This is a genomic window from Sphingomonas leidyi (assembly GCF_011761945.1).
In the GTDB taxonomy this organism is placed as follows: Bacteria; Pseudomonadota; Alphaproteobacteria; order Sphingomonadales; family Sphingomonadaceae; genus Sphingomonas; species Sphingomonas leidyi.
Genome location: NZ_JAASQV010000002.1, coordinates 1,073,476 through 1,098,593, shown reverse-complemented (window position 1 = coordinate 1,098,593; position 25,118 = coordinate 1,073,476). Strand labels below are relative to the sequence as shown.

The window sequence follows — 25,118 nt, the reverse complement described above, 5'->3', positions numbered from 1 at the left end:
CACCCGGAGGGAAACTTCCGGGTGCTTTCATTGGGGGGCGCCGCGGGGTTTCTCAGGATCGTTGCAATGTAGGATCGCGAATGTTCTATCTTTGTTCCAAACAAGGAGAACCGAGATGGCTTTCGTTACCGACACCGATTTGGCCTCGATCGCGGCGGGCAAGGGCGCCGCGCTGGTCGGCTTCGCGCAGGACAATCTTTCCGCCGCAGCCCGGACTGCGCTCGACAAGCTGCGCGAGTTCGCGACGTTCGAGGATTTCGGCGCGGCGGGCGATTATGACCCCGCGACTCAAACCGGCACCGACGACACCGCCGCGATCCAGGCGGCACTCGATTGGGCGCACGACACCGGCGGCGCCGTCCTGATGACCGCCCGCAATTTCCTGTGCGGCGCGATCACCACCTATGAATTCACTACGATCATCGGCACCGGCCGCCAGACCTCGGCCTTCTGGTGCAAGGCCGGGACCACCGGCAAATGGTGGAGCAGCAACGGGCATGGCGCGCAGAAAGTGATGCTGTCGGGCATCGCATGGTACGGCCGCTGCCAGGCCGGCGTCACCCATATCCTCGAGCTTGGCAACAACCCCAAATTCAACGATCCGACACTTCAGGAAACGCCGTTCGGCACCGAGGGCCTGCTCGAGGGCCTCTGGTTGCGCGAGGCGCCCAATGCGGTCGCGCTGCAGGTGCTCGGCAATGTCGGCATCATCGACAACGTCACCGTGCAAGGCTGCGCCACCAATCTTCAGGTCTTCGGCAATGCCAATCTGCTTTCGGGCATCGTCTCTATGCAGGCCTCGGCGGTGGGCGCGGACATCTACGGCGCCGTGGTGAACCGGATGGAGATCGAGGCGACCGGGGCAAGCGGGCTGCCGCTGCGCATCAATGGCGACGTGAGCGTGGACGGCCTGTTCATCTCGACTGACAGCGGCACCCACTACAGCCACCTGATCGAGGTCGACACAACCAACTATGATGAATGGGCGCTCGGCCGAGTCACGCTGCTCGAAGAGCCCTTCCCCGCCACCAACGGCATCCTGAAAATCGGCTCCTCCTATTACGGCGGCACGTCGGCCACGGGATTCAACGGCTCGAGCTACCAGCGCAACCTTGCCCTCTATTCGAGCGACTTCGCGGTCAAGCATCAGAAGATCCAGGCCTTCACCGTGCAGATCGTCAACGATGGCGGCACGATCAGGCACCGCATGGGAGCGCTCGCCGATGCGTCGCTGGCCTGCAACTTCCTCACCCGGGTCAACGGCGCGACCGGCACGCTGACCGCGACACCGACGGGAGCGGACGCTTCGACGGGCTTTGCCGCTGGCGGGAAGATCAGCAGCACCTATCCCTCGATGTTCGTCCTCGACACCGCCAGCCAGCCAGCCGCCGACCAGCTGGCGACGGCGCAGCTGCTGTACAACCAGTCGGGGACCGCGCTTACGGCCTGGGCGACGATCCTGTCGCTTAACGTAAATGGCGTGACCCGGCCGCGCCTGATGGTGCAGTTCTTCGATTCGGCATCGGGCACGCCGTACAATCTGACCGCGCTTCCCTCGGGCAAGGCTATCGTACTTGGCGTCACCGGCTACATTGCCTGACGAAGCGGCGCCCCGAGGGACACAACTCCCCGGGGCGCTTTCGCTTGGGCCGCGAACGGCCACCCCTTCCCCCCCGCCCCCCACGCCCCTATAGCCGACGCACGACCATGAGCACCGCTTCCGCCACCGTCACCCTGCCCGCCGACTGGCGCGACTTCCTCGCGCTCACCAAGCCGCGGGTGATGACCCTCGTCGTCTTCACCGGGCTGTGCGGCATGCTGGCCGCGCCGGTGCCGATCCATCCCGTGCTGGGCTTCACCGCCATCCTGTGCATCGCGCTGGGCGCGGGCGCGGCGGGGGCGCTCAACCAATGGTACGAGGCCGATCTCGACGCCAAGATGAAGCGGACGCAGAAGCGCCCCCTCCCGGCGGGGCGGATGGACCGCCAGTCGGCGCTGCACTTCGGCGTGGGGCTAGCGGGCTTCTCGCTGGTGCTGATGTATTTCGCGATCAACCTGGCGGCGACGATCATCCTCGCCGCCTCGATCCTGTTCTACGTGTTCGTCTACACGATCTGGCTCAAGCGCCGCACCCCGCAGAACATCGTGATCGGCGGCGCGGCCGGGGCCTTTCCGCCGATGATCGGCTGGGCCGCGGCGACGGGCGACGTGACGCTGATGCCGGTGTTGCTGTTCGCGCTGATCTTCCTGTGGACGCCGCCGCATTTCTGGGCGCTCGCGCTGTTCGTGAAGACCGACTATGCCAATGCCGGCGTGCCGATGCTGCCGGTGGTGGCCGGCGAAAGGTCGACGCGGATCCAGATCGGCCTCTACACCCTGCCCATGATCCTGTGCGCCGCGGCGCCCTGGCCGCTGGGCTTTACCGGCCCGATCTACGGGATCGTCGCCGCGGTGATGTCCGGCCTGTTCCTCGCCATGGCGGTGCAGGTGGCGATCCGCCGGTCCGAGCCCGAGGACATGATGGTGCCGGAGAAGCGGCTGTTCAAATTCTCGATCCTCTATCTGTTCATTGTTTTCGGCGCGCTCGTCGTCGACAGGTGGTTCGCATGACCGATGATCTGATCCAGGCCCCGCCTCCGCCGCCCGGCCCCGCCGAGGAAGCCGAGCTGATCCGCGCCCGCCAGCGCAGCCGCGCCACCGTGATGGCGGTGCTGCTGGGCCTGTTCGTGGTACTCGTCTTCGCGATCTCGATCGTGAAGATCCAGCTGGGCCATGGGGGATGATCCGCATCGGCCGGAACCTGCGCGTCGCGATCCTTGCCGGGATCGGCGTGTGCTCGATGACCGGGCTGGGCTTTGCGGCGGTGCCGCTCTACCGGATGTTCTGCGAGGCGACCGGGCTGAACGGCACCACCCAGCGCGGGGCCCGCGCCCCGGGCAGCGTGGGCCAGAAGATCACCATTGCCTTCGACAGCAACGTCGCCAAGGGCATTCCCTGGAAATTCCAGCCCGAGCGGCGATCGGACACGATCGACATCGGCGGGCGCGACATGGCGTTCTTCACCGCCACCAACACGTCCGACCATGAAGTGACGGGCACGGCGACGTTCAACGTCACGCCGGTCTTCGTCGGCAAATATTTCACCAAGATCCAGTGCTTCTGCTTCACCCAGCAGACGCTGAAGCCGGGCGAGACGGTGCGCATGCCGGTGATCTTCTATGTCGACCCCAAGATCCTCGACGATCCCGATGCGCGCGACGTGCAGGAGATCACCCTCTCCTACACCTTCTATCCGGCCGAATCGCCGGCAGTGAAGGAAGCGGCCGCCAAGGCCCATTGACGCCGTAGCCGCCCGCGCGCGACTATTGTTGCGGGAAGCGATTTCGCACCGTAAAGCTTGCCGCAAAACAGGAGCAGGGAAGTTCGATGGCCGGGGCAAAGAATCACCAGTACCATATCCTTCCGCCTAGCGTCTGGCCGCTGTTCGGCTCGTTCTCGGCGCTGGTTCTCGCGTCGGGCGCGATCATGTGGATGCACGGCGCGCACATCTCCCCGGAAAAGGACAATGGCGGCGGCTGGGTGTTCCTGGCCGGCCTGGTCGGCGTGGCGTTCACCATGTTCGGCTGGTGGGGCAAGGTGATCGAGGAGGCGCATGCCGGCGATCACACGCCGATCGTGCAGCTCCACCTGCGCTACGGCATGATCCTGTTCATCGCTTCCGAAGTGATGTTCTTCGTCGGCTGGTTCTGGGCCTGGTTCGACTTCTCGCTCTTCCCCTCGCACGTCGAGGCGGTGGGCGGGCAATGGCCGCCCAAGGGCATGGAAGTGCTCGATGCCTGGAAGTTCCCGCTGCTCAACACGCTGATCCTGCTGCTCTCGGGCTGCACCGTCACCTGGGCGCATCACGGGCTGATCCACAATGAGCGCGGCGGCGAGAAGAAGGGCCTGTGGGGCCTGATCGGCGTGGGCGAGAACGACACGGTCAAGAAGGGCCTGTGGCTCACCGTGATCCTCGGCATCACCTTCAGCTGCCTGCAGGCCTATGAGTATAGCGAGGCGCCCTTCCCCTTCCATGCCGCATCCGAAGGCGGATCGAGCTATGGCGGCGCGTTCTTCATGGCAACCGGCTTCCACGGCTTCCACGTGATCGTGGGCACGATCTTCCTGATCGTGAACCTGGTCCGCGCCTATCGGGGCGACTTCACTCCCAAGCAGCATTTCGGCTTCGAGGCGGCCGCCTGGTACTGGCACTTCGTCGACGTGGTGTGGCTGTTCCTCTTCGCCTCCATCTATGTCTGGGGCGGCTGGGGCGCGCCGGTCCACGGCTGACGTGACCGACAACGCGAACGACATTTCCGGGGGAGGCGGTCCAGCATCGCCTCCCCCGATCCTTTCGGGAACCAGGGGCGCCTGCCCGTGCTGCGGCGCATCCACCCTGTTCCGGAGCTTCGCGGGCTTTGCCGACCGGTGCACCGCCTGCGGGCTCGACTTCACCCGGTTCAACGTCGGCGACGGGCCGGTGGTGTTCCTCACCCTCGGCATCGGCGCGCTGGTCACGGCGCTGGCGCTATGGGTGGAGTTCGGCTTCCATCCGGGCCTGCTGATCCATGCGCTGCTCTGGATCCCGGTCACCACGGCGCTGGTGATCCTGGCGCTGCGCCTTTCCAAGGGCCTGCTGCTCGCGCTCGAATATCGCAACCGCGCGGGCGAAGGGCGGGTTCGGAGCGAATGATGCCACGTTTCCCCCTGATCCCGACGATCGTCGTCGCCCTATCGGTCGCCGCGATGATCGGGCTCGGCATCTGGCAGCTCCAGCGCCGCGCGGAGAAGCTCGATGCGCTGAAACTATATGCCGCCAATTTCGACAAGCCCGAAATGGCGTTCCCGCGCCTGCCGGTGGGTGACCGGTATCTGTTCCGCCGCGCCAGCGCCTTCTGCCTCCAGGTGGTGGGCTGGCAGAGTCAGGGCGGACGCGCGGCCAATGGCACCAACGGCTATCGCCATGTCGCGCAGTGCCGCACCGGCGCCGAGGGGCCGGTGCTGCTGGTCGACATGGGCGTGGCGCCCGACCCCAAGTTCCAGCCGGTTTGGCAGGGCGGGCAAGTGACCGGAACGATCACCCATGCCCCCGATCACCGCCCGCTCCTCGCCGGGCTGTTCGACGGCGAGCCCAAGCATCTGATGCTGATCTCGGCAAATGCCGCACCCGGCCTGGCGCCGACGGCGAAGCCCGACCTGTCGAGCGTGCCGAACAACCATCTCTCCTATGCGGTGCAATGGTTCCTGTTCGCGCTGGTCGCTTCGGTGATCTATCTGCTGGCGCTCAAATGGCGCCAGAAGCCCAAGCCATAGCCGCCATCCCGGCGTTCGCCGGAATGACGAGGCCGGTCTAAACATAGCCTATCTTGTTCAGTTCCCTCCACGCGGCTAGGCCCCGCCCTCATGCAATATCAGAGCACCCGAGGCAGTGCGCCGCTGCTTGGCTTCCGCGACGTGACCCTTGCCGGCCTGGCGAGCGACGGCGGACTCTATGTCCCGACCACATGGCCGAGCTTCAGCCGCGAGGATATCGAAGGGCTCAAGGGCCTGTCCTATGTCGAGACCGCCGTCCGGGTGATGGCGCCCTTCACCGGCGAGGATCTGCGCGAGGACGCGCTGCGCGCGCTCTGCGAGCAGGCCTATGGCCGCTTCTCCCAGGCCGCGGTGACCCCGCTCGTCCAGCTCGACCATCGCCACTTCCTGCTCGAGCTGTTCCACGGCCCGACGCTGGCGTTCAAGGACGTGGCGCTCCAGCTGCTCGGCCTGCTCTTCGAGAAGTTCCTGACCGGCAGCAGCGAGCCGCTGACCATCGTCGGCGCGACGTCGGGCGACACCGGCAGCGCCGCGATCGACGCGGTTGCCGGCCGGCACGGCGTAGACATCTTCATGCTGCACCCCAGGGGCCGCGTGTCCGACGTGCAGCGCCGCCAGATGACCACGGTGCTGGCGCCCAATGTCCACAACATCGCGATCGAGGGCAGCTTCGACGATGCCCAGGCGATGGTGAAGGCACTGTTCAACGACGCCGCCTTCTCCGGCCGTTTCCGCCTCAGTGCGGTCAACTCGATCAACTGGGCCCGGCTGATGGCGCAGGTGGTCTATTATTTCTACGCTGCGGTCCGCCTCGGCGCGCCCGCACAGAAGGTCGCCTTCGCGGTGCCGACGGGCAATTTCGGCGACGTGTTCGCCGGCTATGTCGCGGCGCGGATGGGGCTGCCGGTGGAGCGGCTGATCGTCGCGACCAACGTCAACGACATCCTTCACCGGGCGCTTTCCAGCGGCGACTATTCGGCGGGCACGGTCACGCCGACCGCGGCGCCGAGCATGGACATCCAGGTGAGCTCGAATTTCGAGCGGCTGCTGTTCGACCTCGCCGGCACCAGCGTGGCGGAGCAGATGCGCGGCTTCGAGACTTCGCGGGCGATGCGTCTCACCAACGCACAGACCGAAGGCGCAGCGAAGATCTTCGCGAGCGACCGGATCACCCCGGACGAGATGAACGCGACGATGCGCTGGGCCTCTGCCGAAGCGGCGCAGGTGATCGACCCGCACAGCGCGATCGGGCTTGCCGCCGCGCGCCGGGCGGAGGTTCCCGCCGGCGTGCCGGTAGTGACGCTGGCGACCGCGCACCCGGCCAAGTTCGCCGACGCAGTCGAGCGCGCCACCGGCGTACGGCCGTCGCTGCCCGCACGTGTGGGCGACCTGTTCGACCGGCAGGAGCGCTACGACGTGCTGCCGGGCACGCTCGACGCGGTCCGCGATTACATCGCCGGGCTGGCCAAGCCGCGCGCCTGAACCTCAAGCGGATCGGCAACTGGTGAGGCTGTTCCCCGGCAAAGGCCGGGGAGCGGCCTGGCGTTCGCGCGACATTCCTCCAACCCGACATCCGTCGTCCATCCCGCGCGGGGATGACGAGGTGAGGACTCGGCTCTAAAGACTCGCCGATGGACCTGATCACTCTCACCGGCGAGCCCTGGGCCGATTACGGGCTCGTCGACAGCGGCCATGGCCGCAAGCTCGAGCGCTATGGCAAATATCGCTTCATCCGCCCCGAGCCCCAGGCGATGTGGGCGCCCGCCTCCGGCAATTGGGAGGCACATGGCGAGTTCGTGCCCGGTGCGGACGAGGATGGCGGCGGTCGCTGGAGCTTCACCGGATCCGTGCCGCAGGACGGCTGGCCGCTCGCCTGGGAGGAGGTACGCTTCACGGCGCAGAACACGCCCTTTCGCCACCTTGCCTTCTTCCCCGACATGGCGCCGGTCTGGCACTGGATGCGCGCGCAAATCGAAGGGATGGACGCGCCCGAATGCATGAACCTGTTCGGCTATACCGGCGTCGGCTCGCTCGCCTTGGCCGCCAAGGGTGCCAGGGTGACGCATGTCGATGCCTCGAAGAAATCGGTCGCGGAAGGCAAGGCCAATGCCGCGCTTTCGGGCATGGAGGATTTGCCGATCCGCTGGATGATCGACGATGCCGCCAAGTTCACCGCGCGCGAGGTGCGGCGCGGGCGGCGCTATGACGGGATCATCCTCGATCCGCCCAAATGGGGCCGCGGCCCCAATGGCGAAGTGTGGAAGCTGGAGGAAGGCCTGCCCGGGCTGATCGCCGACGCGACGAAGCTGCTCGACCGGGATTCGCGCTTCCTGTTCCTGACGGTCTATGCCGTGCGCATGTCGGCGCTGGCGATCGGCGAGTTGCTGCGCCAGCACCTCTCGCACCTGCCCGGCAGAGTGGAGTGCGGCGAGCTGGCCGTGCGCGAGGAAGCGCGCGGGCTGGAACTGCCGACCGCGATCTTCGCGCGCTGGCGCCGCTGATGGGCCTCTCGGTCTTCCTCGCCACTGCGGTGGCGGACACCGTCGAGGGCCGCCGGCCGGGCGGTCGGCATGCGATGCTGATCTATGTTTCGGCCGACAGCTTCGAGGAAGCGCAGGCCAAGGCCGCCGGTGTCGCGCTTGGCACGGGCTGGATGCTGGTGCGGCTGGAAAAGGGCATGGAAGTCGCCGACCCGGGTGCGAGCGAAGACCCCGTGCTGCGCGCCGCCGCCATGGATGCGCTGGCCGAGGGCTCGGCGATGGTGGTGTATGGCGACGAGCTGCCGCCCGAGGCGTAAGCTCAGCCGCGCCGGTGGATCGCCACCACCTCCGGCGCCTGCGCATCGAGGAACATATAGGCGCGGCCGAGCAGCGCCTGCTTGCCGAAATCGTCGAACTTGTTCGGGCCAAGCGGCGTGATGAGCACTTCGCCGGTGGTGAGGCCCTGGAGGTGCTTCGCCTCGATCTCTGCCCGATGCGCCTTGGCGATTTCGCTTAGCACGATGTTGCCGGTGTCATGGCCGTAGCGGACCAGGATGTTGCCGTCGTCCATCGGCAGCGGGTTCATGTCGGGATGCGCGCAGAACACGCCCGCCAGCGCAGTGCGCGCTGCTGCACGCGCAGCCTCGTCGGACAGCCCGTCCGCAAGGATCGCGAAGGTGCCGTGACGGAACAGCGCGAAATCACGCTTGCCGTCCAGATAATAGCGGACGCGATCGGCGATGCGATCGAGCGGCGTAGCGAAGGAAGGATGCCAAGCTGGAACGGGTGGGAGGAGCGCCTTGTCCTGTTCCCGTGCCTTGACCCGCGCGGCGCCAAGCAAAGCCCCCAGACCGCCAAGGAACGAACGCCGCATCGTCTCAGCCCCGCCCCATCCGTACCGCCGCGCCCGCCACGAACGGGCAGCCCGCCACCAGCAACAGGCTCACCGCGCCGAGCAGCTTGAGCGCGCCCGGCTGCCCGGCGGTGGCGCCGAAGATCAGCAGCGGCACGGCAAAAGGCAGCATCACCAGCCCCGCCAGCGCCCCTGCCCCGCGCAATCCCGCGACCAAGGCGGCGGTAGCGACGCCCAGTGCGGCAAGCCCCGGCGTGCCGATCAGCAACGCGATCAGCAGCGGAGCCAGTGCCTCGCCGGGAAGCTGGAGCAGGCCCGATGCGATCACCGTGGCGGCGAGCAGCGCCGGTGCGAAGCCCAGCCAATGGCCCGCCACCTTGGCGGCAGCGACACCGGCATCGGGCAGCCCGCGCACCGCCAGCTGATCGAGCACGCCGCTCTCCAGGTCCGGCGCTACCAGCCGCTCGACCGGCAGCAGCGCCGCCAGCAATGCCGCCGCCCAGATCACTCCCGGCGCGATGCGCCCGAGCAACGCCGCATCGGGGCCCACCGCAAAGGGGAAGAGAATCGCGACGAGCAGGAAGAAGACGACCGGCAGCGCCAGCCCGCCGGTGCTCCAGGCGCGCCGCAGCTCGCGCAGGACGATCGCGGCATAGACGCTCACAGCGCCACCATCCGGGCTTGCGGGAGCGCGATGGGCAGATGCGTGGCCACCAGCGCAATGCCTCCGGCGGCACGATGCCGCGCGATCAGGCCCTCGAGCAGGGCGACGGAGCCGGTGTCGAGTCCGTTGGCCGGCTCGTCGAGCAGCCAGACCGGCGCGGCGCTCGCCACCACCCGCGCCAGCGCGGCACGGCGGCGCTGGCCAGTGGAGAGCATGCGGACGGGAACTGGGGCGAGATCGGCGAGATTCACGGCCGCCAGCGCCTCGCCCACCGCCATGCGCCGGCCGTCGATCCCGCTCCAGAAGCGCAGCGCCGCGCCGAGCGACAGCTCGGGATCGAGCGCCGGCACTTCGGCCATCAGCGCACGGGCGCCCTCGCCTGTCACGCTGCCGGCCGCGGGCGCCAGCAGCCCGGCTGCGATGCGGATCAGGCTCGACTTGCCGGCGCCGTTCGGGCCGGTGACCAGCGCCGCCTCGCCCGGCGCGAGCGCAAGGTCGAGCCCTTCGAACAAGAGCCTGCCTCCGCGCAGGCACGCGACGCCGCGAAGGGCGAGGGCGCTCACTCGGCCGAGTCTTCCAGCGCGTGCATGTCGTCGTCGGAAAGGCCGAAATGATGGCCGACTTCGTGCACTACCACATGCGTGATCAGCGCCTCGAGCGTCACGCCGGTGTGCACCCATTCGTCGAGCAGCGGGCGACGATACAGATGGATCTCGTCGGGCATGGTCACGCCGTCCCAGGCCGATTTCTCGCCCACCGGCCGGCCGCGATACAGGCCGGTCAGGTCGAACGGATCCTCGATACCCATGGCGTCGAGCGTCTCGTCATCGGCGAAATCCTCGATCACGAGCACGATGTCGGCAAGATGCGCCTGGAACGGTTCGGGAATGCGTGCGAGGGCGGCGCGGGCAAGGCGCTCGATCGCTGCGGCGTCTGGGGCTTGCCCGGTCATTCCGGGGGGAATAGGCCGGACAATGGAGCTACGGCAAGGGAGGCAATGATGGTGGCGCGTCTGACGGATGGACTTCGCGCGGAATCGCTCGCGGCGCTGCCCGATTGGCAATGGGATCCGGCGCGTGACGCGATCACCCGGCATTTCGCGTTCAAGGACTTCAACCAGGCCTTCGGCTTCATGGCCCGCGTGGCGTTGCTCGCCGAGAAGGCAGACCATCATCCCGAATGGTCGAACGTGTGGAACAAGGTCGACATCCTGCTGACCACGCACGACGCCGGCGGCCTCTCCACCCGCGACATCCAGATGGCGCAGGCGATCGACGCACTGCTGTAGGATCGCGGCGGGATGGGCCGGCTCGACGCGATCGGCCTAGGATCCGCAGCGCAGCTTGCCGGCGCGCGCATAGTCCGCCGCCAGCCGGTCCGTGTCGGCGGCATAGGGCCTGGGCAGCTCGGCCTTGATCCGGGCCCAGACGGCAGCGCCGCCGGGCGTGCAGATCACCCGCACGAAATCCAGGCCCTGGCCCTGCTCGTAATGCGCCCTGGGCATCAGCCCTTCCTGGACGCGCTGCCAGACCTGATAGGTCGCCCAGCCATGCTCGCGCATGAGATAATCGAAGCGCAGCTTGTCGGCGGGATCGAGCGGCCGGCTGCCGTCCATCCCCGCCCGGAACATCTCGGCGATGTCGCGCGAGCCGTAGATCGAGGCGCGGAAGGACGCCCATTGCGCCTGGGTGTCGTTCGCTTCGCTGCGCGCCGCCACCCGGTTGCTCTCGTAGAGCTGGATCCCGACGAAGACGAGCGAGAGCACCACCGCGAGCGCGCTGACGATCTGCCCGACGAACGCCCAATATTCCATCCGGTCCCGGTGGAAGATCGGGCGCCGGGAGGCCGGGCCCTCCCGGCTGCTCACTTGAATGCCCGGCGCTGGAGCTTGCGCAGGGTGCCGGGCATCCAGCGCGCCATGAACCAGAGGCGGTGCGCGGTCTTGCCTACGCGGGTGTGCACGTCGCGGCGGATGTCGAGCATGTGGCGGACGGTCTTCACCACTTCTTCGACCGGTGTGATCTCGAGTCCGGCGGCGCGCACCGATTCGCGCACGTTGCGGTTCGAATCCTGGGTTACGTGATTGAGCAGCGGCGTCTCGATGAAGCTCGGCATCAGCGAGCCGACATAGATGCCCTCCTGCCCCCATTCGGCGTTGAGCGCCTCGGCAAAGCCGCGCATCGCGAACTTGCCGGCGCTGTAGATCGACATGCCCGCATTGCCCGAGATGCCCGCCGCCGAGCTGGTGACGAGCATCGCCGATCCCGGCGTCGCCTTGAGCAGGTCGTGCGCGGCGCGCGCACCGTGGACGACGCCGTTGATGTTGATCGAAAGGCCGCGGTCGATGTCCGCGTCGGACATGGTCTCGAGCTGGCCGCCCACCGCGATCCCGGCATTGTTGAACAGGAAGTCGAGCCGGCCGCCGCTCTTGCCCGCGAAATCGGCAAGCGCGGCCTGCCATGCGTCACGGTCGCGCACGTCCATCGCATAGGTTTCGGCACCCGGGATCGCGGCCCTCGCCGCTTCCAGCCCCGCCGCGTTGACATCGGCCAGGCCGACCAGCCAGCCGTCCGCCGCCAGGCTCTTCGCGACGGCGAAACCGATACCCGATGCGCCGCCCGTGATGAATGCCGCCTTGGCCATTGCCTCGCCTCTCCTCTTTTGACCTTTGCCATTTCATCCCGCACAAAGCGCCGCGATGCCAGAGCAAAGCCGCTCCGTTACCTTCAAAAATGTCAGCAAGGTCTGGCCGGGGGGCGTGAGAGCCGTGGACGGCGTGTCGCTGGACGTGGCCGCGGGCAGCTTCGTGGCGCTGGTCGGCGCTTCGGGATCGGGCAAGTCGACGCTGCTCAAGATGGTCAACCGGCTGATCACCCCGAGCGAAGGGGCGGTGCTGGTAGGCGACGCCCCGGTGGATGCCGGCCCCGCGCCGGCGCTGCGGCGGCGGATCGGCTATGTCTTCCAGAATGTCGGCCTGTTCCCGCACATGCGGGTGGGCGAGAATATCGCGATCGGGCTGCGGCTGGCGGGCGAGAAGGACATGGCTGCGCGGGTCGCCATGCTGCTGGAGCTGGTCGAGCTTTCGCCCGAGATGGCCGGACGCATGCCGGACGCGCTTTCGGGCGGACAGCGCCAGCGCGTGGGCGTGGCGCGGGCGCTGGCGACGGGCCCCGGCATATTGCTGATGGACGAACCCTTCGGCGCGCTCGATCCCGTCACCCGCGACGGACTGGGCAGGGCGATCCGCGCGCTGCACGACCGGATGGAGCTCACCACCATCCTCGTCACGCACGACATGGCGGAGGCGCTGTTGCTGGCCGACCGCGTGCTGGTGATGGAGCGGGGCCGGATCGTCGCCGATGCCACGCCGCGCGAACTGCTCGCCGGCAAGGGCGGCGCGGTGGCGGACGCATTGGTCGCCGTGCCGCGCGAACAGGCGCACCGGCTGGCGGAGCTGGAGAAATGAACGCGCTGGCCCGCGTGCCCGACCTGCTCGCGCAGCATCTGCTGCTGGCGCTGGCCGCGCTGCTGCTCGGGCTGGCGATCGCGCTGCCGCTGGCAGTGTTCTCGGCGCGCAACCGGCTGGTCGGGCGCATCGCGCTGGGCTTCGCCAGCCTTGTCCAGACCATCCCGAGCCTCGCCCTGCTCGCGCTCTTCTATCCGATCCTGCTCTCGCTTTCGGCCCTGGTCGGCGGTGGCATTCCTGCGCTGGGCTTCCTGCCTTCGCTGCTCGCATTGTCGCTGTACGCGTTGCTGCCGATCCTGCGGAACGGCGTGACCGGGCTGGCGAACATCGACCCTGCGGTGATCGAGGCGGCGGACGGCGTGGGAATGACGGCGACGCAGAAGCTCCGGCTGGTCGAGGCTCCGCTGATACTGCCGGTGCTGATGGCCGGTATCCGCACCGCCGCGGTGTGGACGATCGGCGCGGCGACGCTGTCGACCACGGTGGGCCAGCCCAGCCTGGGCGACCTGATCTTCGCCGGCCTCCAGACGCAGAACTGGTCGCTGGTGCTGACCGGCTGCATCGCCGCCGCCGCGCTCGCGCTGGCGGTGGACGGGCTGCTGGGACTGGCCGAGCATGGCATTGCGAAGCGGAAGCGCGGGCTGATCTGGGGCAGCCTCGGCACGTTGCTGGTCGTCGTCGCGCTGGCGCTCGTCCCCGCACTGCCGGCGGCGCGCGGCACCGTAACCATCGGGGCCAAGGGCTTTTCCGAGCAATATATCCTCGCCCGGCTGATCGGGCACCGGCTGGAAGCGGCGGGATACAAGGTCCGCTATCGCGAGGGGCTCGGTTCCGCGGTCGCCTTCAGCGCGCTCGCGAGCGGCGATGTCGACGTCTATGTCGACTATTCGGGCACGATCTGGACCAACCAGATGCGGCGCAGCGACGTGCCGCCGCGCGACGCCATCGTGCGCGGCGTGGCCGACTGGGCCCGCGACCGGCACAAGGTGACGCTGCTGGGCTCGCTGGGCTTCGAGAACGCCTATGCCTTTGCGATGCGGGGGGACGACGCCCGGAAGCGCGGCATCGCCAGTATCGCCGACCTGGCGCCGGTCGCCGGCAGCCTCAACCTCGCCACCGATGTCGAGTTCCTCGAACGCCCCGAATGGGCGGCGGTGCGGAAGGCATATGGCCTGAGCTTCAAGTCCGCCCATCCCTATCAGCCGACCTTCATGTATCGCGCGCTCGCCTCCGGCACCGCGGACGTGATTCCCGCTTTCTCCTCGGATGGCAGGATCGCGGCGGACGGGCTCGTCGTACTGGCCGATCCAAAGGGCGCGATCCCCGGCTACGACGCGATCCTGCTGCTCGCCCCCGGCCGGGCCGACGACCTGCGCTTCCAGGCGGCCCTCAAGCCGCTCGTCGGCGCGATCCCGGTCGAGCGGATGCGCCAGGCCAACTACATGGTCGATCGCGACAGCGACAAGGCAAGCCCCGACGAAGCAGCGCGCTGGCTGGAGCGTGGACTCGCCCGATGAATTCCTGTTATCGCTACCAGAATATAAGAAGAGGAGGAGAGTGAAATGCGGCCCGGCCTGAAGCTTCTGCTGTCGACCACCATCATCTGGGCCGCATCGCCGGCTTTTGCGCAGCATGCGCCGACAGCGCTGTCGGACGCGAGCACGGCGCACCCCGGCAAATGGCCGACGGCCGGCTCGCAGGGCCTGGTCGATCCCGCGACCGAGAAGTTCGTCACCGATCTGATGGCGCAGATGACGCTGGAGGAGAAGGTCGGCCAGATGATCCAGGCGGACATCGGCGCGATGAAGCCCGAGGAGCTGCGCCGATATCCGCTGGGCTCGATCCTGGCGGGCGGAAGCTCGCCGCCGCTGGGCGCGCCGGACCGCTCACCTGCCGCCCCCTGGGTCGCGACCGCCCAGGCCTTTCGCAAGGTGGCGATGGAGCCGCACGGCAAGCACCGGCCGATCCCGCTGATCTTCGGCATCGACGCGGTGCACGGCAACAACAACGTGATCGGCGCGACGATCTTCCCGCACAATATCGGCCTGGGCGCGATGCATGATCCCGCGCTGATCCGCCGGATCGGCAGGGCGACCGCCGTCGAGACCGCCGCGACCGGCCCCGACTGGGCGTTCGGCCCCACCCTCGCCGCGCCGCAGGACGATCGCTGGGGCCGCAGCTATGAGGGCTATTCGGAGGACCCGGCGGTGGTCCGCTCCTATGCCGGCGCGATGATCCGCGGGCTGCAGGGCGAGCCCGGCACGAAGAACCGGATCCAGCAGGGCTATGTCGCGGCATCGGCAAAGCATTTCCTGGGCGACGGCGGCACGTTCGAAGGTGTCGACCAGGGCGATACCCGCGTCTCCGAGGACGAACTGATCAGGGTCCACGCCCAGGGCTATGTCCCGGCGATCCAGGCCGGCGCGCTCACCGTGATGGCCAGCTATTCGAGCTGGAACGGCGCCAAGATGCACGGGAGCAAGTCGCTGCTCACCGATGTGCTGAAAGACCGGATGGGCTTTCAGGGCTTCGTCGTCGGCGACTGGAACGGCCATGGCCAGGTGCCGGGCTGCACCAAGGAGGATTGCGCCGCCACCTTCAACGCCGGGCTCGACATGGCGATGGCGCCGGACAGCTGGAAGGGCCTGTTCGAAAGCACCGTCCGCCACGCCCGGGACGGCACCATCCCGATGGCCCGCATCGACGACGCCGTGCGCCGCATCCTGCGCGTGAAGGCGAAGCTCGGCCTGTTCGACCCCGCCCGTCCGATCGAAGGCAAGGCCGGCGTGCTGGGCAGCGCCGAGCACCGCGCGATCGCGCGCGAGGCGGTGGCCAAGTCGCTGGTGCTGCTCAAGAACCAGGGCGTGCTGCCGGTGAAGGCCTCGGCGAACATATTGGTCGCCGGGCCGGGCGCCGATTCGATGGCGCAGCAGACGGGCGGCTGGACGCTGAGCTGGCAAGGCGACGGCAACGACAATTCGATGTTCCCCAACGGCCAGACGATCTTCTCGGGCATCGCCGAGGCGGTGAAGGCCGGCGGCGGCACCGCGACGCTCTCGCCCGACGGCAGCTTCTCGACCAGGCCCGACGTGGCGATCGTGATATTCGGCGAGCAGCCCTATGCCGAGATGCGCGGCGACATCCCCACCCTCGAGTTCCAGCCGGGCGACAAGCAGGCGCTGGCGCTGCTCGGGAAGCTCAAGGCCGCGGGCGTGCCCACCGTCTCGGTGTTCCTCTCGGGCCGGCCGCTCTGGGTGAATCCCGAGATCAACACCTCCGATGCGTTCGTCGCGGCCTGGCTGCCGGGAAGCGAAGGCGCGGGCGTGGCCGATGTGATCATCGGCGACAAGGCGGGCAAGCCGCGCAGGGATTTCCACGGCACGCTCTCGTTCAGCTGGCCCAAGACCGCCGGTCAGTTCACGCTCAACAAGGGCAAGCCGGGCTATGATCCGCAATTCGCGCTCGGCTACGGCCTCAGCTACGCCAAGCCCGGCAAGGTCGGTACGCTCGGCGAGGCCCCGGGCTTCGATGCCTCGGCGCGCAACACCGGCGTCTATTTCGCCAAGGGCGTGACGCCGGCCCCCTTCGCGTTCGCCGCCGATTCGAAGGTGACCCGCGCACCGATCGACGGGCCGCAGACGCAGGAAGGCGCACAGCAGCTGTCCTGGCCCGAGGGCCCGGCGACGCTTCGCATCGGCGGCAAGCCGATCAACCTGGGGCGAGAGGCCAATGGCGACCTGTCGCTCGCCCTCACCTATCGCCTCGATCGCGCGGCCACCGGCCCGGTGACGCTCGCCATGGGCGAAGGCAAGGGCTTCGATGCGACCGGCCTGTTCACCGGCGAGACCGGCAAATGGCGCACGGTGAAGATCCTGCTCAAATGCTACCAGGCCAGCGGCACCGACATGAACGCCGTTTCGGCGCCGGTGGTGATCGGCGCCGCGGGGCCGCTGGCGTTCAGCCTGTCCGATGCGCGGATCGTGTCGGATCCCGCCAACTCGATCTGCCCCGGCGCGAAGTGACCCTGATGGCAGGCGATCCGATCGAGACGGTCGCGATCGCCCGCGGCCCCTATCGCGCCGAACTGATCACGCTCGGCGCGGCGCTCCGCCTGCTCGAAGTGCCGGATCGCCAGGGGAAGCCGGCGAACGTGGTGCTCGGCTTCGCGGACCTCGAAGACTATCGCGGGCCGCCGCGCTTCTACGGCGCAGTGACCGGCCGCTATGCCAACCGGATCGGCAGGGCGCGTTTCACGCTCGACGGCACCGAGCATCGCATCGCGGCGAATGACGGCGCGAACAGCCTCCATGCCGGGCCGCTCGGGCTCGACCAGCAATTCTGGGAAGTGGCGGCGCGATCGGAGGAATCGGTCAGGTTCCGCCATGTCAGCCCCGCCGGGCATAACGGCTTCCCCGGCACGCTGACGGTCGAGGCGCACTATGCGATCGAAGCGGACGGGCTTGCGATCTGCCTGACCGCGTTCACCGATGCGCCGACAGTGGTGAACCTCACCCATCACGCCTATTTCAACCTGGCCGGCGAAGCCAGCGGGACGACGATCCTCGACCACCTGCTGCGCATTCCCGCAGGCCGGATCACGCCAACCGACGCCGGGCTGATCCCGACGGGTGCGCTGGCCGACGTGGCCGGCACGCCCTTCGATTTCCGCATGCCCAGGCGAATCGGCACGGAGATCGATGCGGACGACGAACAGCTCCGGCATGGCCAGGGCTATGACCATAATTTCGTGATCGACGCTGCGAACGGAGAGCTTCGCCGCGTGGCGACTCTGTTCGATCCGGGCTCCGGCCGCGTGCTCGACCTCCATTCGGGCGAGCCGGGTCTGCAATTCTATTCGGGCAACCACCTCGCCGGCGGCGCGCCCGGGACGAGCGGGCGCGGGTATGCGGCGCGCGGCGGGCTGTGCCTGGAGCCGCAGAAGTTTCCGGACAGCCCGAACCGGCCGGACTTCCCCTCAGCGCGGCTGGATCCCGGCAAGGTCTACCGTCACGACATCGCCTTCCGCTTCCGGACGGCGGATGGCGTGGAAGCGGCCTTCCGCATCTGATTCCCTATCGGCGGCGAGGATCAGGCAGTGCATGGAGACCTCCGGTTGCAGGGAGGTCTCCAGCCTGAGGCATTTCGCGGCGGCCCGGCACGCGGCCCGGGCCGAACGACCGGCGGGATGAAGGTCAGCAGGCTATAGCGTCGGCTTGCCGTCGATGCGGCGCGGCACGCCCGCATCGCCGTCGCGCAGTTCGGCGGGAAGCAGCGCCGCCGGCAGGTCCTGATAGGCGACCGGGCGCAGGAAGCGATCGATCGCCAGCGTGCCTACCGAGGTGCTGCGGCCGTCCGCCGTCGACGGGAACGGGCCGCCATGGACCTGCGCGTCGGTGACTTCGACGCCGGTGGGCCAGCCATTGGCGAGGATGCGGCCGGCCAGCCGCTCGAGGATCGGCAACAGCCGGGCCGCGGTCTCGGTATCGACATCGTCGAGGTGCAGCGTCGCGGTAAGCTGGCCTTCGAGCAACGAGACGACCGCGAGCAGTTCGTCCAGGCTGGCGCAGCGCACGAGCAGCGAGGCGGCGCCGAACACTTCCTCGGCATGGCTGGGATCGGCGATGAAATCCGCGCCGGTCATCGTGAACAGCGCGGCGCGACCGCAGCTGGCCGCACCTTCCTGGCCCTGGGCAACCCGAGTCAGCCCCGGTGCCGAGGCCCAGCGCGCGACGCCGTTCTCATAGGCCTTGAGGATGCCGGGGGTGAGCATGGTCTGCGCCGCCACGCCGGACACGGCTTCGGTCGCCGCTGCCAGGAAGCGGTCGAGCGCCGGGCTCTCCAGCGCGAGGACGAGGCCGGGATTGGTGCAGAACTGGCCGGCGCCCATGGTCAGGCTGGCGATATATGCCTTGCCCAGCGCCTCGGCCCGCGCTTCCAGGGCGTGCGGCAACAGGAACACCGGGTTGATGCTGCTCATCTCCGCATAGACGGGGATCGGCACCGGGCGGCTCGCGGCGAGCTTCATCAGCGCCGTGCCGCCGCCGCGCGAGCCGGTGAAGCCAACCGCCTTCACGCGCGGATCGGAGACCAGCGCCGAGCCGACCTCGTTGCCGGCGCCGTTGATCAGCGAGAACACGCCCGCGGGCATGCCGGTCTTCTCCACGGCCCGCGCGATCGCGCCGGCAACCAGCTCCGAAGTGCCGGGATGTGCGGAGTGCCCCTTCACGATCACCGGGCAGCCCGCGGCAAGCGCCGAAGCGGTGTCGCCGCCGGCGACCGAAAAGGCGAGCGGGAAGTTGGAGGCCCCGAAGACGACGACCGGGCCCAGCGGGATCATGCGCAGGCGCAGGTCCGGCTTGGGAGCAGGCTGGCGATCGGGGATCGCATGATCGATGCGTGCGCGCAGATACTCGCCGAGGCGCAGTTCCCGGGCGAACAGGCGCAGCTGGCCCGAGGTACGGCCGCGCTCGCCGGTGAGGCGCGCGTGCGGCAGGCCGCTTTCCTGCATCGCGCGCTCGGTGAGCGTCTCGCCCAATGCGTCGATCTCGTCGGCGATCGCCTCGAGGAACGCGGCGCGCTTCTCGCGCGGCAGGTTGGCATAGACGGGAAAGGCAGCTTCGGCGGCGGCGGCGGCGGCCTCGACATCTTCTCGCACTGCCATGCTGAAGCTCGGCTCCAGCGGCGTGCCGGTCGAAGCGGCAACCGCCTGGAAGCCCGGTCCGTCGCGCCGCACCCGCTTCGATGCAATGAACAATTCGCCGGTCAGCGCCATGCCTGCTCTCCTGTCTTTCCGATATACGTTAGCGGTAACATTGCCCTTGCGGGACTTAGGCAGCGCCATAGCAAAATGCAATCGGGCGCACCTGCGAAGTTGCGCGGCGGGACGATCGGAACAGCGCTCAGCGGGCGAGGCGCCGATCGCCGGCGCCGTTCGCGGGTTTGCGCGCTTCCATGGTGTCCTGGAAGCCGCGCTCGACCAGCCGCGCCATCGCATCGTGCGCGCGTTCGGCATCCTGCGCTTCGATCGCCTCGAGCACCGCGAGATGGACCGGCAGCGCGTCGTGCGGGGCGGGCAGGTGCCGCTGCTTGAACGCGGTAGTCAGTTCGATCGCCGCCGCGACGCCGCTGGTGAGCGACATGATGAAATCATTGCCCGAAGCTTCGAGCAGCGCCGAGTGGAACGCTTCGTCGCAGCATCGCCCCTCCTCGGAATCGAAGCCGTGGCGATCGACGCCTGCGAGCCCTTCCTGCATGCGGGCGAGCTGCTCGGGCGTGCGGCGGAGCGCGGCGAGGCGGGCGGCGTCGGGCTCGACGATGCGGCGCAGTTCGAACAGGCTCTCGATCAGCGCATCGTCGGGCGCTCCGGCAAAGATCCAGCTGAGCACGTCGGGATCGAGCAGATGCCATTCGCGGCGCGGGCTCACCTGGGTGCCGATCTTGGGCCGGGAATGGACAAGGCCCTTGGCGGCCAGAATGCGGATCGCCTCGCGATAGGCGGTGCGGGAAACCTTGAACTGCTCGCTCGCGGCGATCTCGCCGTCGAGGATCGCGCCCGGCGCGATCTCGCCCGAGACGATGCGGACGCCGAGCGTCCGGGCGACGGTGCCGTGCAGGCGCAGGGAGCGCGGCCGGGGCTTGCGCGAACGGGGCTTTTTTTCGGTGAGCGTGGAGGAAGCGCCTCGCATCGAATTTCCTAGGCGACGGCGAAGACGGGAGGTTTCGTCTGCCAGCTGGGCATGGTTCGAACCCCTAGGCCCTTTGCATCCCACTGCCAAGAGCCGTGCGAATCGCCGGAAGAGTCGGAAATACCCTGCCCGCCCAAGCGTCCACTTCGGTGGGGCGTCCGGGAGAAACCGGGGGAAATCAAGAGCTTAAAGGAGTGGCGGAGACGGAGGGATTCGAACCCTCGATACGGTTTCCCGTATGACGCTTTAGCAAAGCGTTGGTTTCAGCCACTCACCCACGTCTCCGGATAACGGCTCGAAGGCGAGCGCTATAGCGAGGGGTTTCCAGGCAATCAACGCCCAGCTTGACGTGAAATCGACTCAATCCGCCGCTCGTTCATTGCCGGGACAGCCGCGCCCTCTATAGATCGGGCATCTGCTGGGCTGGGGTAATTCGACCATGCGCGTTCGTGATCTGGTGTTGACGGCGGCGACGGCCGCGCTCGCGATGGGCGCCCTGCCCGTCGCGGCGCAGCAGCAGATGACCACGATCGACCCCAACACCGCGATCGATTCGGACCTGCACACCCCGCCGCCCGCGCAGGACCCCTATGCCGCCCCCGCGCAGCAGCGCCAGGATGCGCCGCCCGCGCAGGACGATCCCTATCCGGCCCAGCAACAGCCCCAGGGGCCCGCCGGCCAGGCCCCGTACAATCCCGGCGGCAGCGCCCGCCAGCAGGCCACCACTTATCAGCGCGACGAGCTGGTCGGCGCGGCCGAGGGCGTGTTCGGCAAGGGCGCATCGGGCCTGGGCAAGCTGATCGAGGACATACTCAAGGACCAGGGCCAGCCCAACGCCTATATCGCCGGCAGCGAAGCCGCAGGCGCGGTGGGCGTGGGCCTGCGCTACGGATCCGGCATGATGTTCCACAAGGTCGAAGGCCAGCGGAAAGTCTATTGGACCGGCCCGTCGATCGGCTTCGACCTGGGCGGCGACGCCAACAAGGTGTTCGTCCTCGTCTACAATCTCTACGACAGCCAGGAACTGTACAAGCGCTTCCCCCAGGGCGAAGGCCGCGCCTATTTCGTCGGCGGCCTCTCGGCATCCTATCTGCGGCGCGGCGACGTGGTGCTGATCCCCGTCCGCTTGGGCGTGGGCTGGCGGCTGGGCGTGAACGCCGGCTACATGAAGTTCAGCGAGAAGAAGCGCTGGCTGCCCTTCTAGGGCGCCGACCCCGGAGCAGACCATTCGAACCCGCCGGCGCGGACCGTTCCGCACCGGCCACTTCGCCTATCTCACAACGAACCAGATAGGTACTTTTCGATTGACATCGTAACGCTGATATGGCACAAGCAACGCACGCTGAAGAATTGCGAGTCGGGCCGGGGCGGCAACGCCTTCCGGCCCTTTTCATGTCGGGAGAGGCGTTGTGGAAGAGGATGGGCGGCTGACCCCGGCCTCCATCCTTCTCCGTCATAACCGTCTCCATCGCCCTCCCCGCGAAGTCGGGGATCCCGGATAGTATCGGGACAGAAACAATCTCGAGGGCGTGTTTGCGTTCTCAACCCACGCCGCTTCCCGGCGGGGGGCGGACCACCCGGGTTTCAGGAGACGATGCATGAAATGGTTCGGGCGGAAGTCCGCACGCGAAGGCGCGCGGCCGGCATTGTCGCGCGCGGGAACCCAGATGGGCGCGATCGGCGAATGGCCGCGCAGCTACGAAGCGCAGGTACGTGAAGCCTATTGCCACAATCCGGTGGCGCAGCGCGCGGTGAAGCTGATCGCCGAAGGCGCGGGCAGCGCGGTGCTGTCTGCAAGCGACCCCGCGCTGCTCGCGCTGGTGACGGCGCGCTCCGGCGGCCAGCCGCTGATCGAGACGCTGGCGGCGCACCTGCTGCTGCACGGCAACGGCTATGTGCAGGTGCTGGCCGACGAGGGCGGCGCGGTGCGCGAGCTCTATGCGCTGCGGCCCGAACGCGTGACGGTGGAACCCGATGCGCGCGGCTGGCCGGTCGCCTATCGCTACCGGGTGGGAGAGAATGTCGCACGGCTGGCGGCGGAGGATGCGTCCGGGCGCCCGGCGGTGATCCATCTGCGCAGCTTCTCGCCGGTCGACGATCACTATGGCCTGGGCTGCCTGGGCGCGGCGGCGGGCGCGGTGGCGATCCACAATGCCGCGGCGCGCTGGAACAAGGCGCTGCTCGACAATGCGGCGCGGCCATCGGGCGCGCTCGTCCATGATCCCGGCGACGGCAGCGCGCTGGCACCCGACCAGTTCGAGCGGCTGAAGCGCGAGATGGAGGCCGGATTCGCCGGCGCGGCCAATGCCGGCCGGCCGATGCTGCTCGAAGGCGGGCTGAAATGGCAGGCATTGAGCCTTACTCCGGCCGACATGGATTTCGTGGGGCTGAAGGCAGCGGCGGCGCGCGACATCGCGCTGGCCTTTGGAGTGCCGCCGATGCTGCTCGGGCTGCCGGGCGACGCCGCCTATGCCAATTACCGCGAGGCCAATCGCGCATTGTGGCGCCTCGCCATCCTGCCGCTGGCCGGCAAGCTATTGCGCGGGATCGCCGAGGGGCTGGCGGGCTGGTTTCCGGAAGCGGCGCTGGCGGTGGACCTGGATCAGGTGACCGCGCTGGCCGAGGATCGCGAGCGGCTCTGGGCGCAGGTGAGCGCCGCCGGCTTCCTCTCCGACGACGAGAAACGCGAGATGGTGGGCATGCGCCCCTGATTGGCCCGCCGATGGGGAACGGGCCGGCACGGAAAGGAACGAGAGATGAGCGAGGAGATGCTGGCGCAGCTGATCGGCCACGCCGAGAGCGAAGGCGCCGAGCTGGTGACGCTGCGCGCGATCGCCGAGGAAGCGGGAACGCTGGGCGCCCAGCGGGCACTGGCGCGGCTGGGGCTCGAGGATGCCGGCGCCGCCAAGGACATGAGCGAGCTGCGCGAATTGCTGGGCGCATGGCGCGATGCCAAGCGATCGGCGTTCAAGGCGGCCTTTCAATGGGCCGGCCGGATGGTGGCGGCGCTGGTGCTGGTAGGGCTGGCGGTGAAGCTCGGCTTTCCGGGCTGGCTCAGGTGAGCGTGCGCTTCGCCGGCTATGCCGCGGTGTTCGACGCGGTGGACCGTGGCGGCGACGTGGTGCGCCGGGGCGCCTTTGCCGGCGCGCGCCGGGTGCCGCTGCTCTGGCAGCACCGGGGCACGCCGGTGGGCGAGATCGAGGCGATCGGCGAGGACAGGCGGGGCCTGCGCGTGATCGGGTGCGTCGAGGCGCCGGAGCTGGCCGAGCGGCTGCGGCGCGGCGCGGTGACCGGGCTCTCCTTCGGCTATCGGGTGAAGCAGGCGAGCCGCGGCACGCCGCGCGAGATCACTGCGCTCGACCTGATCGAAGTGAGCCTGGTCGCCAGTCCGATGCAGCCGCTGGCGCGGGTGCACGCGCTGGACTGACATTTTCGAAGGACCGGATTTCTGCCCGGCGGGACGCTCCCGCCCGGGTCCCTTGGCATGGACGGGAGACGAGGATGATCGAAGTGAAGGCGGACGCGCTCGAGGCAAGCTTCGAGGCGGTGGAGAAGGCGGGGCTGCCGCCCGAACGGCCGATGCTCGCCGGAGCGCGGCCCATGACGGGCGCGGCGTTCGAGCAGTTCCTGCGCGCGGGCGGCGGGATCGAGGCCAAGGCGATGAGCGGCGCGAGCGACGGCGCTGGCGCCCATGCCGTGCCGGACGACCTCGACGCCCGGATCGATGCGACGCTGAAGAGCGTGTCGCCGATCCGCGCGATCGCCAGCGTGGTGCAGGTGGGGTCGAGCGGCTATCGCAAGCTGGTGGCGAGCGGCGGCTTCGAGAGCGGCTGGGCGGCGGAAACCGCGGCCCGCGACGAGACCGACACGCCGGTGTTCAACGAAGTCGCGCCGCCGATGGGCGATCTCTACGCCAATCCGGCGGCGAGCCAGGCGATGCTCGACGATGCCGCGTTCGACGTCGAAGCCTGGCTGGGCGACGAGATCGCGCGCGAGTTCGCGGCGGCCGAGGGCGCGGCGTTCGTCGGCGGCAACGGCGTCAACAAGCCGCGCGGCTTCCTGGCGGCGCCCAATGCCGCGGCCGGCGATGCGACGCGCGCGTTCGGCACGCTGCAATATATCGCCAGCGGCGCGGCGGGGGCGTTCGCGGCCAATCCCGAGGAGAAGCTGATCGACCTGGTCCAGGCGCTGCGCCCGCCCTATCGCCAGGGGGCGAGCTGGGTGATGAACTCGGCGACGCTGGCCCGGGTGCGGAAGTTCCGGACGAGCGACGGCGCCCTGCTCTGGCAGCCGGGGCTCGCCGCGGGGCAGCCGGCGACGCTGCTGGGCTATCCGGTGGTCGAGGCCGAGGACATGCCCGACATCGCGGCGAACAGCCTGGCGATCGCCTTCGGCAATTTCCGGGCGGGCTATCTCGTCGTCGAACGCGGGGAGACGCAGGTGCTGCGCGACCCCTACAGCAACAAGCCGTTCGTCCATTTCTACGCGACCAAGCGCGTGGGCGGGATGGTGAGCAATTCGGAAGCGATCAAGCTGCTGCGATTCTCGGCAGCCTGATCCTTGCCGGGGCGCCGTTCGGGGAGGGCGGCGCCCGTTTCTCCACACCGATGGGAGGTGA

General features: G+C 68.6%; 28 protein-coding genes and 1 tRNA gene. 20 read left to right on the top strand and 9 right to left on the bottom strand.

Annotated elements, in window-relative coordinates:
• The first annotated feature begins 115 nt into the window (after positions 1–115).
• The 10 genes from FHR20_RS15005 to FHR20_RS14960 all read left to right on the top strand — a co-directional run bounded on the left by FHR20_RS15005 (position 116) and on the right by FHR20_RS14960 (position 8,149).
• A complete protein-coding gene (locus FHR20_RS15005; RefSeq protein ID WP_167300364.1) occupies positions 116–1,600 on the top strand; it encodes a hypothetical protein in 1,485 nt (494 codons plus the stop codon).
• 107 nt (positions 1,601–1,707) lie between these two features.
• Entirely contained in the window at positions 1,708–2,610 is a 903-nt protein-coding gene (locus tag FHR20_RS15000; RefSeq protein WP_167300363.1) for a heme o synthase, read from the top strand.
• Complete coding sequence (locus FHR20_RS14995) at positions 2,607–2,783, top strand: hypothetical protein (RefSeq protein WP_167300362.1); 177 nt, start codon at positions 2,607–2,609, stop codon at positions 2,781–2,783. Before FHR20_RS15000 ends, FHR20_RS14995 begins: the two co-directional genes overlap by 4 nt.
• Positions 2,780–3,340 (top strand): cytochrome c oxidase assembly protein, encoded by a 561-nt coding sequence (locus tag FHR20_RS14990; RefSeq protein ID WP_086127483.1) that lies wholly within the window; start codon positions 2,780–2,782, stop codon positions 3,338–3,340. Before FHR20_RS14995 ends, FHR20_RS14990 begins: the two co-directional genes overlap by 4 nt.
• A gap of 86 nt (positions 3,341–3,426) precedes the next feature.
• Positions 3,427–4,329: a cytochrome c oxidase subunit 3 gene (locus tag FHR20_RS14985; protein WP_086127484.1), complete on the top strand. Its 903-nt coding sequence runs from the start codon at positions 3,427–3,429 to the stop codon at positions 4,327–4,329.
• Between the two features lies 1 nt (position 4,330).
• A complete protein-coding gene (locus tag FHR20_RS14980) occupies positions 4,331–4,732 on the top strand; it encodes a DUF983 domain-containing protein (RefSeq protein WP_286712022.1) in 402 nt (133 codons plus the stop codon).
• The gene (locus FHR20_RS14975; protein ID WP_167300360.1) at positions 4,732–5,352 is read left to right on the top strand and encodes an SURF1 family protein; all 621 of its coding nucleotides are present in this window, start codon (positions 4,732–4,734) and stop codon (positions 5,350–5,352) included. Before FHR20_RS14980 ends, FHR20_RS14975 begins: the two co-directional genes overlap by 1 nt.
• 90 nt (positions 5,353–5,442) lie before the next feature.
• Positions 5,443–6,834 carry a threonine synthase gene (gene thrC, locus FHR20_RS14970; RefSeq protein WP_167300359.1) on the top strand — a complete coding sequence of 464 codons (1,392 nt, stop codon included), beginning with the start codon at positions 5,443–5,445 and terminating at the stop codon, positions 6,832–6,834.
• Positions 6,835–6,983: 149 nt separating this feature from the next.
• On the top strand, positions 6,984–7,853 hold the full coding sequence (locus FHR20_RS14965; RefSeq protein WP_167300358.1) for a class I SAM-dependent rRNA methyltransferase: 870 nt from the start codon (positions 6,984–6,986) through the stop codon (positions 7,851–7,853).
• On the top strand, positions 7,853–8,149 hold the full coding sequence (locus FHR20_RS14960) for a hypothetical protein (protein WP_167300357.1): 297 nt from the start codon (positions 7,853–7,855) through the stop codon (positions 8,147–8,149). The genes FHR20_RS14965 and FHR20_RS14960 overlap by 1 nt, the downstream gene beginning before the upstream one ends.
• A 2-nt stretch (positions 8,150–8,151) precedes the next feature.
• Here the strand turns inward: FHR20_RS14960 and FHR20_RS14955 are convergent, their stop codons facing one another.
• The 4 genes from FHR20_RS14955 to FHR20_RS14940 are packed head-to-tail and all read right to left on the bottom strand — an operon-like array spanning position 8,152 to position 10,301.
• Positions 8,152–8,706: a hypothetical protein gene (locus tag FHR20_RS14955; RefSeq protein ID WP_167300356.1), complete on the bottom strand. Its 555-nt coding sequence runs from the start codon at positions 8,704–8,706 to the stop codon at positions 8,152–8,154.
• Positions 8,707–8,710: 4 nt separating this feature from the next.
• Positions 8,711–9,349 (bottom strand): heme exporter protein CcmB, encoded by a 639-nt coding sequence (locus tag FHR20_RS14950; RefSeq protein ID WP_167300355.1) that lies wholly within the window; start codon positions 9,347–9,349, stop codon positions 8,711–8,713.
• Positions 9,346–9,912, bottom strand: coding sequence for a heme ABC exporter ATP-binding protein CcmA (ccmA, locus tag FHR20_RS14945; protein WP_167299462.1), 567 nt, complete (start codon positions 9,910–9,912; stop codon positions 9,346–9,348). Before ccmA ends, FHR20_RS14950 begins: the two co-directional genes overlap by 4 nt.
• Complete coding sequence (locus FHR20_RS14940; protein WP_167300354.1) at positions 9,909–10,301, bottom strand: metallopeptidase family protein; 393 nt, start codon at positions 10,299–10,301, stop codon at positions 9,909–9,911. Before FHR20_RS14940 ends, ccmA begins: the two co-directional genes overlap by 4 nt.
• A 45-nt stretch (positions 10,302–10,346) precedes the next feature.
• On the opposite strand from FHR20_RS14940, the gene FHR20_RS14935 reads away from it, so the two are divergent.
• Positions 10,347–10,637, top strand: coding sequence for a 4a-hydroxytetrahydrobiopterin dehydratase (locus FHR20_RS14935; RefSeq protein WP_167300353.1), 291 nt, complete (start codon positions 10,347–10,349; stop codon positions 10,635–10,637).
• Positions 10,638–10,673: 36 nt separating this feature from the next.
• Here the strand turns inward: FHR20_RS14935 and FHR20_RS14930 are convergent, their stop codons facing one another.
• Together FHR20_RS14930 and FHR20_RS14925 are read right to left on the bottom strand one after the other, a co-directional pair.
• Positions 10,674–11,216 (bottom strand): hypothetical protein, encoded by a 543-nt coding sequence (locus FHR20_RS14930; RefSeq protein WP_167300352.1) that lies wholly within the window; start codon positions 11,214–11,216, stop codon positions 10,674–10,676.
• The gene (locus FHR20_RS14925) at positions 11,213–11,992 is read right to left on the bottom strand and encodes an SDR family oxidoreductase (protein ID WP_167300351.1); all 780 of its coding nucleotides are present in this window, start codon (positions 11,990–11,992) and stop codon (positions 11,213–11,215) included. Before FHR20_RS14925 ends, FHR20_RS14930 begins: the two co-directional genes overlap by 4 nt.
• A 55-nt stretch (positions 11,993–12,047) precedes the next feature.
• Between FHR20_RS14925 and FHR20_RS14920 the strand changes: the two genes are divergently transcribed.
• From FHR20_RS14920 to FHR20_RS14905, 4 genes are read left to right on the top strand one after another with little or no spacing between them, the layout of a single operon-like run.
• On the top strand, positions 12,048–12,815 hold the full coding sequence (locus tag FHR20_RS14920; RefSeq protein WP_167300350.1) for an ATP-binding cassette domain-containing protein: 768 nt from the start codon (positions 12,048–12,050) through the stop codon (positions 12,813–12,815).
• Positions 12,812–14,332, top strand: coding sequence for an ABC transporter permease/substrate-binding protein (locus FHR20_RS14915; RefSeq protein ID WP_167300349.1), 1,521 nt, complete (start codon positions 12,812–12,814; stop codon positions 14,330–14,332). Before FHR20_RS14920 ends, FHR20_RS14915 begins: the two co-directional genes overlap by 4 nt.
• A gap of 45 nt (positions 14,333–14,377) precedes the next feature.
• Positions 14,378–16,837: a glycoside hydrolase family 3 protein gene (locus FHR20_RS14910; RefSeq protein WP_167300348.1), complete on the top strand. Its 2,460-nt coding sequence runs from the start codon at positions 14,378–14,380 to the stop codon at positions 16,835–16,837.
• A 5-nt stretch (positions 16,838–16,842) separates the two neighbouring features.
• Positions 16,843–17,883, top strand: a complete 1,041-nt coding sequence (locus FHR20_RS14905; RefSeq protein ID WP_167300347.1) for an aldose epimerase family protein — start codon at positions 16,843–16,845, stop codon at positions 17,881–17,883.
• Between the two features lie 132 nt (positions 17,884–18,015).
• On the opposite strand, the gene FHR20_RS14900 is transcribed toward FHR20_RS14905, so the two are convergent.
• The 3 genes from FHR20_RS14900 to FHR20_RS14890 form a co-directional block, all read right to left on the bottom strand.
• Positions 18,016–19,587 (bottom strand): aldehyde dehydrogenase (NADP(+)), encoded by a 1,572-nt coding sequence (locus FHR20_RS14900; protein WP_167300346.1) that lies wholly within the window; start codon positions 19,585–19,587, stop codon positions 18,016–18,018.
• A 127-nt stretch (positions 19,588–19,714) separates the two neighbouring features.
• Positions 19,715–20,500 carry a FadR/GntR family transcriptional regulator gene (locus FHR20_RS14895; RefSeq protein WP_167300345.1) on the bottom strand — a complete coding sequence of 262 codons (786 nt, stop codon included), beginning with the start codon at positions 20,498–20,500 and terminating at the stop codon, positions 19,715–19,717.
• Positions 20,501–20,695: 195 nt separating this feature from the next.
• Positions 20,696–20,785: transfer RNA gene (locus FHR20_RS14890), tRNA-Ser, on the bottom strand.
• 154 nt (positions 20,786–20,939) lie between these two features.
• On the opposite strand from FHR20_RS14890, the gene FHR20_RS14885 reads away from it, so the two are divergent.
• From FHR20_RS14885 to FHR20_RS14865, 5 genes are all read left to right on the top strand, one after another.
• A complete protein-coding gene (locus tag FHR20_RS14885; RefSeq protein WP_167300344.1) occupies positions 20,940–21,704 on the top strand; it encodes a DUF1134 domain-containing protein in 765 nt (254 codons plus the stop codon).
• A 394-nt stretch (positions 21,705–22,098) separates the two neighbouring features.
• On the top strand, positions 22,099–23,211 hold the full coding sequence (locus FHR20_RS14880; RefSeq protein WP_167300343.1) for a phage portal protein: 1,113 nt from the start codon (positions 22,099–22,101) through the stop codon (positions 23,209–23,211).
• 45 nt (positions 23,212–23,256) lie between these two features.
• Positions 23,257–23,562 (top strand): DUF6127 family protein, encoded by a 306-nt coding sequence (locus FHR20_RS14875; protein WP_167300342.1) that lies wholly within the window; start codon positions 23,257–23,259, stop codon positions 23,560–23,562.
• Positions 23,559–23,927 (top strand): HK97 family phage prohead protease, encoded by a 369-nt coding sequence (locus FHR20_RS14870; RefSeq protein WP_167300341.1) that lies wholly within the window; start codon positions 23,559–23,561, stop codon positions 23,925–23,927. The genes FHR20_RS14875 and FHR20_RS14870 overlap by 4 nt, the downstream gene beginning before the upstream one ends.
• Positions 23,928–24,001: 74 nt before the next feature.
• Entirely contained in the window at positions 24,002–25,057 is a 1,056-nt protein-coding gene (locus FHR20_RS14865; protein ID WP_167300340.1) for a phage major capsid protein, read from the top strand.
• The last annotated feature ends 61 nt before the right edge of the window (positions 25,058–25,118 follow it).